General features: G+C 70.8%; 12 protein-coding genes. 5 read left to right on the top strand and 7 right to left on the bottom strand.

The window, feature by feature from the left end; all coding sequences use genetic code 11:
- Nucleotides 1-94: 94 nt before the first annotated feature.
- The 4 genes from OHS70_RS12960 (at nucleotide 95) to OHS70_RS12945 (ending at nucleotide 4,149) form a co-directional block, all read left to right on the top strand.
- Nucleotides 95-277, top strand: coding sequence for an SPOR domain-containing protein (locus tag OHS70_RS12960; protein ID WP_328396933.1), 183 nt, complete (start codon nucleotides 95-97; stop codon nucleotides 275-277).
- Nucleotides 278-426: 149 nt separating this feature from the next.
- Nucleotides 427-861, top strand: a complete 435-nt coding sequence (locus tag OHS70_RS12955) for a (deoxy)nucleoside triphosphate pyrophosphohydrolase (protein WP_328396931.1) — start codon at nucleotides 427-429, stop codon at nucleotides 859-861.
- Nucleotides 862-1,002: 141 nt separating this feature from the next.
- Nucleotides 1,003-1,419, top strand: a complete 417-nt coding sequence (locus tag OHS70_RS12950) for an ATP-binding protein (protein WP_328396929.1) — start codon at nucleotides 1,003-1,005, stop codon at nucleotides 1,417-1,419.
- A gap of 147 nt (nucleotides 1,420-1,566) precedes the next feature.
- Nucleotides 1,567-4,149, top strand: a complete 2,583-nt coding sequence (locus OHS70_RS12945) for a SpoIIE family protein phosphatase (RefSeq protein ID WP_328396927.1) — start codon at nucleotides 1,567-1,569, stop codon at nucleotides 4,147-4,149.
- Between the two features lie 137 nt (nucleotides 4,150-4,286).
- Here OHS70_RS12945 and OHS70_RS12940 read toward each other — a convergent pair whose 3' ends face one another.
- Both OHS70_RS12940 and OHS70_RS12935 read right to left on the bottom strand, forming a co-directional pair.
- The gene (locus OHS70_RS12940; protein ID WP_328396926.1) at nucleotides 4,287-4,997 is read right to left on the bottom strand and encodes a PspA/IM30 family protein; all 711 of its coding nucleotides are present in this window, start codon (nucleotides 4,995-4,997) and stop codon (nucleotides 4,287-4,289) included.
- 41 nt (nucleotides 4,998-5,038) lie between these two features.
- On the bottom strand, nucleotides 5,039-7,165 hold the full coding sequence (locus OHS70_RS12935; RefSeq protein ID WP_328396924.1) for a TPM domain-containing protein: 2,127 nt from the start codon (nucleotides 7,163-7,165) through the stop codon (nucleotides 5,039-5,041).
- A 121-nt stretch (nucleotides 7,166-7,286) separates the two neighbouring features.
- Here OHS70_RS12935 and OHS70_RS12930 point away from each other — a divergent pair, with 121 nt between their 5' ends.
- Entirely contained in the window at nucleotides 7,287-8,387 is a 1,101-nt protein-coding gene (locus OHS70_RS12930; protein WP_328396922.1) for a hypothetical protein, read from the top strand.
- On the opposite strand, the gene OHS70_RS12925 is transcribed toward OHS70_RS12930, so the two are convergent.
- The 5 genes from OHS70_RS12925 to OHS70_RS12905 form a co-directional block, all read right to left on the bottom strand.
- On the bottom strand, nucleotides 8,384-8,644 hold the full coding sequence (locus OHS70_RS12925; RefSeq protein ID WP_328396920.1) for a hypothetical protein: 261 nt from the start codon (nucleotides 8,642-8,644) through the stop codon (nucleotides 8,384-8,386). The genes OHS70_RS12930 and OHS70_RS12925 overlap by 4 nt on opposite strands.
- Before the next feature lie 578 nt (nucleotides 8,645-9,222).
- Nucleotides 9,223-10,008 (bottom strand): succinate dehydrogenase/fumarate reductase iron-sulfur subunit, encoded by a 786-nt coding sequence (locus OHS70_RS12920; RefSeq protein ID WP_328396918.1) that lies wholly within the window; start codon nucleotides 10,006-10,008, stop codon nucleotides 9,223-9,225.
- On the bottom strand, nucleotides 10,005-11,933 hold the full coding sequence (locus OHS70_RS12915) for a fumarate reductase/succinate dehydrogenase flavoprotein subunit (RefSeq protein ID WP_328396916.1): 1,929 nt from the start codon (nucleotides 11,931-11,933) through the stop codon (nucleotides 10,005-10,007). Before OHS70_RS12915 ends, OHS70_RS12920 begins: the two co-directional genes overlap by 4 nt.
- 17 nt (nucleotides 11,934-11,950) lie before the next feature.
- Nucleotides 11,951-12,772 (bottom strand): hypothetical protein, encoded by an 822-nt coding sequence (locus OHS70_RS12910; RefSeq protein WP_328396914.1) that lies wholly within the window; start codon nucleotides 12,770-12,772, stop codon nucleotides 11,951-11,953.
- A gap of 57 nt (nucleotides 12,773-12,829) precedes the next feature.
- Nucleotides 12,830-13,069: a hypothetical protein gene (locus OHS70_RS12905; RefSeq protein ID WP_328396912.1), complete on the bottom strand. Its 240-nt coding sequence runs from the start codon at nucleotides 13,067-13,069 to the stop codon at nucleotides 12,830-12,832.
- Nucleotides 13,070-13,154: the final 85 nt, after the last annotated feature.

Raw genomic sequence — 13,154 nt, 5'->3', positions numbered from 1 at the left:
GCTCAGTAAAGGTCAGGCGTACGCTCAGGCATATGCGTAGTGCGGTTTCCTGGCGAGGGTTACGGGCAATCAGGCCGACCGAGGGAGGGGCGCGATGAACGACGCCGGTGGCGCTGTGCTTCCCTGGCTCGTCATACGGCAGGACGAAAGCGGCAACCGCTATCGCGTCGGCAGGTACGCCACCCGAAGCGAGGCGCAGCAGATAGCGGACGCCCTCGGCGACCGCGGACACGAGCAGCTCTACTCGGTCGAGCACGTCGGCCAGACCGCGTCCTGACGCGGCATGTGGCCGTGACGGCGTGGCGGCGCGCCAGCATCAACGCCCGGCAAGCCTGTCGGGACGCGTCGACACAGAGCCCCGCGGTGTGGGCAAGCAGTACCTGAGCTCTCCGCGAAGGGCGTCGGCGTCGCAGTAGGCTCCCGCGCATGACTGATCGCGTCGTGGTCGTGGCCGGAGCCGTGTACGACAAGGGGCGGCTGCTCGCCGCGCGGCGCAGTGCACCCGAAGAGCTCGCGGGGCGGTGGGAGCTGCCCGGCGGGAAGCTGGAGCCGGGGGAGAGCCCCGAGCAGGCGCTCGTGCGCGAACTGCGCGAAGAGCTGGGGGTCGAGACCGAGCCGGTGGAGCGTATCCCCGGCGAGTGGCAGCTCAAACCCGGATATGTGCTCCAGGTGTGGACCGCCCGGCTGGTCTCCGGCGAGCCCCGGCCGCTGGAGGATCATGACGCGCTGCGCTGGCTCGCGCCGGACGAGACCGACGCCGTCGACTGGCTCGACCCGGACCGGCCTGCCGTGGCGGAGGCCGCCCGCCGGCTGCGGGCCGGGTATCCGGGTATGCGCGACAACGGGACCACCCCCTCATAGGGGGCGCGGGCGTCCGCGCGTACGCCGTTCGTGCCACGGTGCGCCCCTTGCCTCCCGCGCGGCGATACCGCGTGCTGATTTGGGGTATGTGCTGATTAACCGCCTTAAATAGGACATGGCTCCCGCTGGTGGTCTGGGGAAGTGAGCGGCGTGATCGGCACCGACGGCGAATGCGCCGAGTGGAATTTTCCGGCCGAGGCCGATGTGGTGCGCACCGCCCGTCACGCAGTCCGTGACACGCTCCGGGGGTGGGGGCTGGATGCCGCTGTCTGCGATGTGACGGTCCTGCTGGTCAGTGAGCTGGTGACGAATTCCCTGCGCTATGCCTCCGGTCCGATCGGGGTCCGCCTGGTCCGGCCGGACGGCGACGAACCCCCGCCGGTCCTGCTCGTGGAGGTCTCCGATCCCCTTCCGGATCCGCCCACCGAGCGTGCCGCGCGACCCGAGGACGAGACCGGCCGAGGGCTGCAGTTGGTGGCCTGTACTGCTCGTCGCTGGGGGACGCGACGCGGCAGGACCGGTAAGACCGTGTGGTTCGAGCTGGCACTCACTGGTTAGAAGTGTGGAGGGACGACGATCACGCAGGACTCGGCTCAAAACGAACGAGACCTCTCTGTGATCGTGAACGCCGTGCCCGCCGGGGCCGTAGTGCTGAATACTGCGGTCATGGCCGGTCCGGTGCGGTGAGCTGGAGGGGACGGTCGCGTGAGCGAAATACCTGAGACGGCGAGCGGTGTCGTGTGGCAGAGCAGCCCGCCTGGCTCGATCTATGACTACATCAAGGTCGCGTCATTCTCGATCGGTCCCGACGGCCTGGTCGACCAGTGGAGCCGGCGTGCCGCGGAGCTCTTCGGTATCGCGTCGGACGAGGTCAGGGGCAAGGATCCGGTCGAGGTCTTCATGCCCGCCGAGCTTCGCCCGCGCGGTCATCGCAAGGTCGCAGAGATCCTGGACGGCAAGGAGTGGACGGGGCTGGTCCCGTTCCGCATCCCGGACGGCGGCGGGGTGCACGGCGTCGCCGAGGTCTATGTGATGCCGACCGAGACGGACGGTGGCCGGCAGGCCGCGCTCTGTATCGTCGTGGACGTACGCGCACTGCGCCGCATAGAGACGGATCTGGCCGCGTCGCAGGCGATTTTCGGCCAATCTCCCTTCGGGTTTCTGCTCTTCGGTACGGATCTCACCGTGCAGCGCGCCAACCAGCGCTTCGCGACCGTCTTCGGCGGCGCCGCCGAGGACCATCGGGGCCGCACCGTCCACGACTACCTCTCCCGGCCCGAGGCCGACCGCATGAGCGCGGCCCTGCGCCGGGTGCTGGAGACCGGCGAATCCGTCACCGACCTGCAGATCATCGGCACCGTGCCGGGCAGCACCGACCGCAGGCACTGGTCGATCAACCTCTACCGGGTGCACAGCGGAGCCGGCCGGCCCGTCGGGGTCGCGGGTCTCGGCACCGATGTCACACGCCGCCAGATCGCCGCCCGCGAGGCCGCCAGCGCCCGGCGTAATCTCGCCCTCCTCAACGACGCCGGCGCCCGCATCGGCAACTCCCTCGATCTGGAGACCACCGCCCGCGAACTCCTCGACGTCGCCGTCCCCGGCTTCTGCGACCTCGCGTCCGTCGACCTCTACCAGGGCCTGCTCACCGGCGACGAGGCCCCGCCCGGACAGGGATCGCCGCACGCCGAGGGCTTCGGCGGCGGCACTGCCGAACTGCGCCGGGTGGCGTTCGCCAGCGCCGTGTCCGACGCACCGCTGATGACCACCCCGGACTGCAGTCCGAACGGCACCCCCGCCGCGGTCGGCGAGGTCCACCGCTATGCCTTCAACTCGCCCTGTGCGAGCGCCCTGCGCACCGCGCGGGTGCAGGCGATCCCCGGCGAGGAGGGCAGCCTCGTCCAGTCCACGCTCGCCGTGCCGATGGTCGCCCATGACACCGTCGTCGGACTGGCACAGTTCTCCCGTGCCAAGGGGAGCGAGCCCTTCGGGGAACGGGACCGGGCGCTCGCCGTCGAGCTCGCCGCCCGGGCGGCCGTCTGCATCGACAACGCCCGCCTGTACCGCAGGGAGCACGAGCGCGCCCTGATCCTGCAGCGCAGCCTGCTGCCGCCCGGAGACCCCGAGGCCGCCGGACTCGACATCGCCTGCCGCTATCTGCCCGGCACCACCACCACCGAGGTGGGCGGCGATTGGTTCGACGTCATCGAACTCCCCGGCCATCGAACCGCGTTGGTCGTCGGGGACGTGATGGGCCGTGGACTGCGCGCCGCGGTCGCCATGGGCGAACTGCGCACCGCCGTCAGGACGCTGGCGCTGCTGGACCTGGAGCCGGCCGAGGTGCTCTCGGCGCTCGACGAGATCGCCCGCGGACTCGGCAGTCCCGGCAGCCCCTCGAACGGCCGCACCTCGGGCGGCAGTCAGGTCCCCTCCCGTGTCGCCCACAAGTCCCGCGAGGCCGACCTCTCCGAGGTCTATCTCGCCACGTGTGTCTACGCCGTCTACGACCCGGTCACCCGCCGCTGCACCTTCGCCAATGCCGGCCATCTGCCGCCCGTCCTCGTCGAGCCCGGCGAGGAGGCACTGCTGCTGGACGTGCCGCCGGGGATGCCGCTCGGCGTGGGCGGCGAACCCTTCGAGGAGGTGGAGGTCGAACTCCCCGAAGGCTCCCTCCTCGCGCTCTACACCGACGGGCTCGTCGAGTCCCGCGACCATCCGCTCGACGAGGGACTGCGCGCCTTCCGCACCGCGCTCACCGACCCCGTACGTCCGCTGGAGGACGTCTGTGACCATGTGCTGACCACACTCGACACCCGCCACGGCGAGGACGACATCGCGCTGCTGATGGCCCGGATACAGGGGCTGCCCGCGGAGGCCGTCGGCGACTGGCGGCTGCCCCGCGAGCCCCGCTCGGTGGGCCGCGCCCGCGAACTGGCCCGCGCCCAGCTGCTCACCTGGGGCCTCGAGGCGCTCGTGGACACGGTCGAACTGCTCGTCAGCGAGCTGGTCACCAACGCTCTTCGGTACGGCGAGGGGGAGATCAGGCTGCGGCTCCTGCGCGACCGGACCCTGGTGTGCGAGGTGTGGGACGCCGGCCTGGTCCAGCCGCGCCGCCGCCGGGCCCGCGACACCGACGAGGGCGGCCGGGGACTGCAGCTGGTCGGCCTGCTGAGCGCGGGGTGGGGCTCCCGCCGGACCCCGCGCGGCAAGACCGTGTGGTTCGAACTCGCCCTGCCTGACGGGAACTCGGCCTCCGAGCCCACGGTCGAGCAGCTGCTCAGCATGTTCTGACGCGAGGGCGGTCGGCGTGGGGGACGGGGCCGCTGAGCGGGCCGTTGCGCTGCCCGTCCTTCCTCTGCCCGTCCTTCCCCTACGGCTCGGTGCCCCCGCGCCTGACGGGAGCAGGGGGAGGAGCTCCCGGGGATTGCCTACGCCGCCTTGAGCGCGGCCAGCCGTGCCTCGATCTCCGCGTTGTCGCCCAGGCTGTCCAGCTGCTCGAACTGGGCGTCCAGCGACGACGCCGCGAGCTCCTGCTTGCCCATGGCCTTCGCCTCCTCGCGCCGCACCTTGTCCTCGAAGCGGTTCAGCTCGCTCGTCGGGTCGAGCACGTCGATGTTCTTCACGGCGTCCATCATCTGGTTCTGCGCCTGCGCCGACTTGGCGCGCGCCACCAGCTCGTCCCGCTTCGACTGAAGCTCGGTCAGCTTCGACTTCATCTGGTCCAGGCCGGATTTGAGCTTGTCCACGACCTGGGTCTGCGACGCGATCGTCGGCTCGGCGGTCTTCGCCTCATTCTCCGACTGCAGTTGGCGGCCCAGCGCCACCTTCGCCAGGCCGTCGAACCGGTCCGCATCCGCGCTCCGGCCCGCCGCGCGCAGTTCGTCCGCCTTCCTGCTCGCCGCGAGCGCCTTCTGGCCCCACTCCTCGGCGGCCTCCACATCCTCCTTGTGGTCCTGCTCCATCAGCCGCAGATTGCCGATGGTGCTCGCCACCGCCTGCTCCGCCTCCGCGATGTTGTTCGTGTAGTCGCGGATCAGCTGGTCCAGCATCTTCTGCGGGTCCTCGGCCTGGTCCAGCAACGCATTGATATTGGCCTTCGCCAGCTGGGCGACCCGGCCGAGAACGGTCTGCTTGGTCATGGCACTTCTCCTTGTGCGCCGTGGAAAAACGAGCAGTCGGCTCAGAAACGGCCACCGCCCAGCCGGCCGCGGGTGCCGCCGCCGCCGAAGCTGCCGGGCCCGCCGCCGAAGCCGCCGCCCCCGAACCCCCCTGAACCGCCCCCACCGAAACCGCCGCCATGGCCCCCGCCCCTTCCCCCGCCGCCGAACAGTCCGCCGAGGATGATCCCGCCGAGCACCGCGCCCCCGAGCCCACCCCCCGCGCTTCCTGCTCCTTGTACACCGCCCGGCCCGAACGGGTTCCCGTAGCCGCGCACATCTTCCTCGGCCAGCTGCTGCGCGTGCTGTGCCAGCGCGTCCGCCTGCTGCGCCTGAGCCAGCGCACCCTGCGGATCCCCGTCGGCCTCCCCTTCCCGCTCCGTCCCGGCCATCGCCCGCGCCTGCTCCAGCCGTCGCTGTGCCTCCGCCAGCCGGGTACGCGCCTCGGCACCCACCGCCCCCCGATGTGTGGTGATGTAGTCCGCGGCCGCCCCGATGCTCGAGCGCGCGGCGAGCATCGTCCGGTCCAGCAGCGCCCGGGCCCGCCGCATGCCCTGCTCGTTCTCGCGCGCCCCCGACAGCGCCTCGTCGAGCGCCGCGTCCGCCTCCTCCACCCGCCGCAGCGCGTCGATCGGGTCGTACGGTCCCGCCTCCACCTCCCGGCGCACCTCCGCCGCCACCGTCTCCGCGCGCGCGATCCGCCCCTGCAGTCCGGCCGTCGACACGCCCTCCTGCGTACCCTCCAGCAGTCCACGCGCCTCGGCCAGGTCCGTGTCCGTCTCGGTGAGCGCGCCCGGCAGCTTCCCCGCCGCCTCCGCGAGCTCCTGTGCCCGCCGGTCGACGGCGTCGATGAGCTGCCCGGCCTGCGCGACCGCGCCCTCCGCAGCACGTACCTGCACCGCCGCCGCGCCGTGGTCGGCCTCCTCGACCGCCTGCCGGGCCGCCTGAAGACTGTTCGCCGCGAATTCCAGCCGTTCCCTGGCCTGTTGCACATTGCCCGTCACGGGTGCGGACGCGGACGGTGCGTACCGCTCGCCCATCACGCCGAGTGCCGCCTGCGCGCTGACGATGCGGCCGTCGGTCTCCCGGAAGGCCTCGTCCGCGGCGGCGAGCGCCTGCGGGGCGTTGCGCTCCAGCTCGCGCAGCCGGTCGAAGTCCTCGGACTCCGCGTCGAGACGGCGATTGGCAGCCGTGCAGCGGGCGATGATCTCGTCCAGCATCCGGCGGCGGGCGGCGTCGTCCTCCGGATAGGCGTCGTCGAGCTGCTGACGCAGCCGGAACGCGGCGGTCAGCTCGTTCTTCGCCTCCGCCACGGCCTCGGTGAACGGCTTCGCCGCCTCCTCCCCGAACTGGGCGGTGGCGAAGCCCAGTTCCTCCTGGCTGGTGCGCACCGCGTCATCCGTGTCCACCAGCGCCTGCTTGGCCCGGGCGTCGAGTTCGGGCAGCGTCGTCTGCTCCTGCGGCGTTCCCCATCCCTCCTGACCGCCCTGCGGAGTGGTGCGGGTCGCGGTCCGCCGTTTGCGCCGGGCGTACGCGTACGCGGCCAGCGCCCCGGCGCCGCCGACCACCGCGACGGGCAGCACAAGATCACCTGCTCCCGTGCCGGCGCCGGTGTCCGTGCCCGGATCCGCTGCGCCCGGTGTGATGGAGACCTGAGGCACCGGCCGGCCGGACAGCACCGCGTCGTACCCGTCGGCAGCCCCGATCGCGGCGCCGGCCCAGTCGTTCTCCCGCAGCGGGGGCTCCACGGCCTCGCCGGCGACCTCCGCGAGCTGGGCGTCGGTCAGCCGGGAGCGGGCGTCGACGTAGTAGGCGTACTGCCGGTCGTGCGTGGCGACGGCGAGGAGGACGTCGTTCGTGCCGAGTCCGTTCTTCCGCGCCGTCTCGTCCGCCCACTCCTGTGCGGAACGGCCGGAGAAGTCGCGTACGTACACCACGAAGAGCTGCAGCCGCTGATGGTCGTAGAGGCGGTCCAGAGCCTGCTCGACCTGTGGTTCGCGGTCGTCCAGCGCACCGACGCGGTCGGTGATCTGTCCCTCGCGGGAAAGGCTGACGGGGTCGTCGGCGTGTGCGCCGCCGACGGCGGGCACGACCAGCCACCACGCCGCCACCAGTACGGCAAGGACAGCCCGGGTGGCTCTTCCTGTCACATTTGGGAGGCTATGCCGGGTGCTGCGGAGTCGCGACCGCAGCCGCGCACCGGCTGTTGACGGGCGACGCCTCCGATGGCCGAGCCGGGCCGGCCACCGCGCGTGGCTAGGCTTGCGCCGCATGGGAACAGATCACGGGGTGGGGATACGGGGGCGCCTGAGGGCGCTGGGCCGGACGCGGGTCGCGCGGGTGTTCGTACGGGGATGGCGCAGCCGGCGTCTGAGATGGCCGCGACGGATCGCTCTCGCCCTGGCGCTGGTCGTCCTCGTGCCGGCCCTCGGCGCCGCGGCAGCACTGCGTGTCAACTACATGGGGGACCTCAAGGACGGCACCCGCACCCGCGGACAGGACGCGATCTGGCTCGGCCACGCCTGGGTGGACGGCCGCAAGAAGGACGCCGACCTCGACGCGTTCGCCGAGCAGATCAGGGGGACGGGCATCAAGGACCTCTATGTGCACGCGGGTCCGCTGGAGCACGACGGCACGCTGCCCGCCGACCGCTACCCGCGTGCGCGGTGGCTGATCGACTCGGTCCACCGGCGGATCCCGGGCGTCCGCGTCCAGGCCTGGCTCGGCGATGTGCTGGCCACCGAGGGACCGGACGGGCTGCGCCTGGAGAGGCCGGCGTCCAGGGCCGCGGTGGTGCGCTCCACCCGGCAGATCCTGGATGCGGGCTTCGACGGTGTCCACTTCGACCTTGAGCCACTCCACTCAGGCGACCGCGACTACCTGTCGCTCCTCGACGACCTGGGCGAGCTGACGCGGGCACGCAAGGCCCCGCTCTCCGTGGCGGCCCACCAGATCGATCCGCTGCCGGCCGCCCACAGCGTGAACGGCGCGCTCACGGGCAGCCAGAAGTGGTGGTCGCAGGAGTTCTTCGGCGAGGTGGCCCGCCGGGTCGACCAGATCGCCGTCATGTCGTACGACACCTGGATGCCGCTGGAGGGCATGTACGGCGGCTATGTGGCCCAGCAGACCTCCCTCGCCCTCGAGGTCACCCCCGAGGACACCGATCTGCTGATGGGGCTGCCGTTCTTCCACGAGGACGACCTCGGCCACCACGAGAACGCGGAGACCGTCGCCGCCGCGGTGCGCGGCACCCGGCTCGGCCTCGGCCGCACGGACCGCGACCGGAAACGTTTCGGCGTTGCGCTGTACGTCGACTTCGCTGCGGAGGAAGCGGACTGGGCGGCCTACCGGGCGGGCTGGGGCGAACGCTAGGCCGCCCGGCGGAGAGCTTCCTTCGGGTCGTCGACGTACCGGCCCGGTGCGAAGAGCCCGACGGCGGCGATGATCGACCTGCGGCGCTCGGCGTGCCGGCCGCGGGACAGCCCGTAGCCCTCCGAGTGGATCTGCACCGTCGTGGCCACCGAGTCGTGCCGGTGCAGCCGGACCCGCAGTGACGAGCTCTGGAAGTGCACGAAGCGGATGCTGTCCCACGGCACCAGCTCGCCGCGATGCCCGGTGATGCCGTGCACGTCGATGCGCAGCGAGCTGACCTGCCAGTTGTGCAGTGCGATCAGCAGGCAGGTGAAGGTGAAGACCAGTACGGGCAGGGGGAGAACCAGCTCGGGTCGTTCGCAAGCGCCGTCAGAACCACGAGCACCACGCTCAGCGCCGTCGGTACCAGGGCGACCGACAGCTGGCGCCGGACGCGCGCGCCGAGCTCCCGCGGAAGTTCGAGGCGGTACGCGGACGTCTCCGGATGCACTGGTTCCCCCTCGGTAGCGGCGGAGGGAAGGCTAGGCCCTGTCCGGGCGATCTTGTCGGGCCCGCGACGACAGCTACGGCACCTCGCTGTGTTGTCGGAGTCACCCAAGTACGTCCAGTACGAGGGCGATCCTCCGCCTTGCGATGTGTCCCCTCGGCCCTGGCGGGCCTGGGGAGGCCCCATGCCTCGGCCCTGGCGGGCCTGGGGAGGCCCCATGCCTCGGCCCTGGCGGGCCTGGGGAGGCCCCATGCCTCGGCCCTGGCGGGCCTGGGGAGACCCCATACATCTGACGCCGCAGACTGATCCTCGAAGATCGCCCGGACAGGGCCTAGCAGCGCCGCCTGATCACTCCCCCCGGCGTCTGATCTTGTTGCCCAGCCACACCAGCGGGTCGTACTTCCGGTCCACCGCGCGCTCCTTCAGCGGGATCAGCGCGTTGTCCGTGATCCGGATCTGCTCGGGACACACCTCGGTGCAGCACTTGGTGATGTTGCAGTACCCCAGTCCGTGCTCGTCCTGGGCCGACTTCTTGCGGTCCAGGCCCGCCTCGGCCGCGGCGTCCAGGGGATGCATGTCGAGTTCGGCCACCCGCATCAGGAAACGCGGGCCCGCGAACGCCTCCTTGTTCTCCTCGTGGTCGCGCACCACATGGCAGGTGTCCTGGCACAGGAAGCACTCGATGCACTTGCGGAACTCCTGCGAGCGGTCCACGTCGGTCTGCTGCATCCGGTACTCACCGGCCTTGAGCTCCGGTGGCGGTACGAAGGACGGGACCTCCCTCGCCTTCGCGTAGTTGAAGGACACGTCCGTCACCAGGTCCCGCACCACGGGGAAGGCACGCAACGGGGTGATCGTGATGGTCTCGTCCCGCGAGAAGACCGACATCCGGGTCATGCACATCAGCCGCGGTCTGCCGTTGATCTCCGCGCTGCACGAACCGCACTTGCCCGCCTTGCAGTTCCAGCGGACCGCGAGATCGGGCGTCTGGGTGGCCTGGAGCCGGTGGATGATGTCGAGGACGACCTCCCCGTCGTGCACCTCGACGTCGAAGTCCTCGAGCGCCCCACCGTCCTGGTCGCCCCGCCACACCCGGAAGGTGGCCACGTACTGACTGGCAGCTGTCGAACTCACTCGTAGAGCTCCTCTTCGGCGAGGTACTTGACCAGCTCCTCTTTTTCGAAGAGGCCGAGCAGGTCGGGACGGATGGGCTCGGTCGTCGTGCGTACCAGATCGATCTGTCTGCGCTGCGGAGCGGCGGCCGCATCGGCGCCGCCGGGGTCGGCCGGCCGGCACAGCAGATTGACCCGCCGCCAGGAGCGCTCCATGGCGGGACAGTCCTCGCGGGTGTGCCCGCCGCGGCTCTCCGTGCGCTCCAGCGCCGCCAGTGCGATGCACTCGCTGACCAGCAGCATGTTCCGCAGGTCCAGCGCGAGGTGCCAGCCGGGGTTGAACTGCCGGTGCCCCTCGACCCCGGCCCGCCGTGCCCGTGCCCGCAGCTCGCCGAGTTTCCGCAGCGCCTGCTCCATCTCCTCCGCGCGCCGGATGATGCCGACCAGGTCGTTCATCGTCTGCTGCAGCTCCTGATGGAGCGTGTACGGGTTCTCCGGCGCGGCCCCTTCGGGCAGTCCCTCCGCGCTGAACGGGCGCAGCGCCTCGGCAGCCGCCGCGTCGATCTGGGCCTCGTCCACCGCGGGCCGCTCGCCGAGCCGCTCGGCGTACTCCGCGGCGTGCAGCCCGGCCCGCCGACCGAAGACCAGCAGGTCGGAGAGGGAGTTTCCCCCGAGCCGGTTGGAGCCGTGCATACCGCCCGCGACCTCACCGGCCGCGAAGAGGCCTGGGACGCCGATGGTGGCGGCGGTGTCCGACTCGACGGCGATACCGCCCATCACGTAGTGACAGGTCGGCCCGACCTCCATCGCCTCGGCCGTGATGTCGACATCCGCCAGCTCCTTGAACTGGTGGTACATCGACGGCAGCCGGCGCCGGATGACCTCGGCCGGCATGCGGGTGGACACATCCAGGAACACCCCGCCGTGGGGTGAGCCGCGGCCCGCCTTGACCTCGGAGTTGATGGCCCGGGCCACCTCGTCGCGCGGCAGCAGTTCGGGAGGACGCCGGTTGTTGTCCGGGTCCTCGTACCAGCGGTCGCCCTCCTCCTCCGACTGCGCGTACTTCTCCTTGAAGACGTCCGGGATGTAGTCGAACATGAACCGCTTGCCCTCGGAGTTGCGCAGGACCCCGCCGTCACCCCGCACCGACTCGGTGACCAGGATCCCCTTCACCGACGGAGGCCAGACCATGCCCGTCGGATGGAACTGCACGAACTCCATGTTGAGCAGCGGCGCTCCGGCCAGCAGGGCCAGCGCGTGGCCGTCGCCTGTGTACTCCCAGGAGTTCGACGTCACCTTGAAGGACTTGCCGATGCCGCCGGTGGCGAGCACCACCGCCGGCGCCTCGAGCACGAAGAACCGGCCGGTCTCGCGCTCGTAGCAGAAGGTGCCCGAGACCCTGTCCCCGTCCTTCATGACCCGGGTGACCGTGCACTCCTGGAAGACCTTGAGCCGGGCCTCGTAATCCCCGAACTCCTCCTTGTCCTCCTGCTGCAGCGAGACGATCTTCTGCTGGAGGGTACGGATCAGTTCCAGGCCGGTCCGGTCGCCGACGTGCGCGAGCCGGGGGTACTCGTGGCCGCCGAAGTTGCGCTGGGAGATCCTGCCGTCGGAGGTGCGGTCGAAGAGCGCGCCCCAGGTCTCCAGCTCCCAGACCCGGTCGGGGGCCTCACGGGCGTGCAGTTCTGCCATCCGCCACTGGTTGAGGAACTTCCCGCCGCGCATGGTGTCGCGGAAGTGGACCTGCCAGTTGTCGTGGGCGTTCACGTTGGCCATGGCGGCGGCGATGCCGCCCTCGGCCATCACGGTATGGGCCTTGCCGAAGAGGGACTTGCAGATCACCGCTGTACGGGCGCCCCGTTCGCGCGCCTCGATGGCGGCCCGCAGGCCCGCTCCTCCCGCGCCCACCACCACGACGTCCCACTGCTGCCGTTCGAGTTGCGTCATGTCAGAAGGCCCCAGAACTAGAAGAGTCGCGGATCGTCGAAGGCGCCGGAGGCGAGGAGGTAGACGTAGAAGTCGGCGAACGCCACGCTGATCAACGACGTCCAGGCGAGCAGCATGTGACGGGCGTTCAGTTTCCCGACCCAGCCCCACAGCCGGTAGCGCACCGGGTGTTTGGAGAAGTGCCGCAGCCGGCCGCCGATGATGTGCCGGCAGGAGTGGCACGAGAGGGTGTACGCCCAGATCAGCACGATGTTGACCAGGAAGACGAGAGTGCCGAGGCCCATGTGACCCCACTCGTAGTGCTCGTCGCGGAAGGCGAGCACGGTGTCGTACGTCAGGATCGAGGCGACCGGGAGGGCGGCGTAGAAGAAGTACCGGTGGATGTTCTGCAGGATGAGCGGGAAGCGGGTCTCGCCGGTGTACTTCGCGTGCGGCTCGGCGACGGCGCAGGCCGGGGGCGAGGCCCAGAAGCCCCGGTAGTAGGCCTTGCGGTAGTAGTAGCAGGTCAGCCGGAAGCCGAGCGGGAAGATCAGGATCAGCAGCGCCGGGGACAGGCCCCACCAGCTGCCGAAGATCTCCCAGTTGGGGCCGCCCCGCATCGGGACGCAGTTCTCGGCGAGGCAGGGCGAGTAGAACGGTGAGACGTACGGGGCCGCGTAGTAGTCGGCGCCCGAGAACGCGCGCCATGTCGAGTAGACGATGAAGGCGAGCAGTCCGGCGGCGGTCAGGGCCGGGGTGAGCCACCAGCGGTCCGTCCGCAGATGGCGGGGGCCGATGGCGGCGCGCGTGGCCCCGTGTACGCCGGTATTGATTTGTGGTGGTTCGGTACCTGTGGCCAACGAAGACTCCGGGTGGAGTGGGATCGGGGTACGGGCTGGGGGCTGCCTACGGGCAGGTCAGGGTGCGTGCCGGTCGCGAGCGCCCAGTCCCTCGTCGTCCGAGTCCGTCCACAGTGAGTTGTCGTACGGCGTGTCGGGGATGGTGACCAGCTCGGGGCGGCCCTGGGGCTTCGGCGCGCTGGGGGCGGCCGGGCCGGCGCCGCGCAGCTGATCGACGGTCTGCTCCAACTGCCCGACGCGTCGGACGAGCTCGTCGATGCGGTGCTGCATCGCCGTCAGATCTTCCTGCTGGGACATGACTTGCCCTCACTTCCGCAGGGTGCGGTGGCATCGCTCATGCGCCTGCGAGTGTCGCGCGTCACATCCCTGCTTGTGAAGGGAT

The sequence above is a fragment of the Streptomyces sp. NBC_00390 genome (assembly GCF_036057275.1).
GTDB lineage: Bacteria > Actinomycetota > Actinomycetes > Streptomycetales > Streptomycetaceae > Streptomyces.
The sequence above is the reverse complement of the archived record's forward strand: the minus strand, read 5'-3'. Positions and strand labels throughout refer to the sequence as shown.

Bases quoted from the DNA above. Each gene is read 5' to 3' on its own strand.
- OHS70_RS12915 (WP_328396916.1), bottom strand. From the start codon at position 11,933: ATGACGCAACTCGAACGGCAGCAGTGGGACGTCGTGGTGGTGGGCGCG.
- OHS70_RS12905 (WP_328396912.1), bottom strand. From the start codon at position 13,069: ATGTCCCAGCAGGAAGATCTGACGGCGATGCAGCACCGCATCGACGAG.
- OHS70_RS12940 (WP_328396926.1), bottom strand. From the start codon at position 4,997: ATGACCAAGCAGACCGTTCTCGGCCGGGTCGCCCAGCTGGCGAAGGCC.
- OHS70_RS12930 (WP_328396922.1), top strand. From the start codon at position 7,287: ATGGGAACAGATCACGGGGTGGGGATACGGGGGCGCCTGAGGGCGCTG.
- OHS70_RS12955 (WP_328396931.1), top strand. From the start codon at position 427: ATGACTGATCGCGTCGTGGTCGTGGCCGGAGCCGTGTACGACAAGGGG.
- OHS70_RS12960 (WP_328396933.1), top strand. From the start codon at position 95: ATGAACGACGCCGGTGGCGCTGTGCTTCCCTGGCTCGTCATACGGCAG.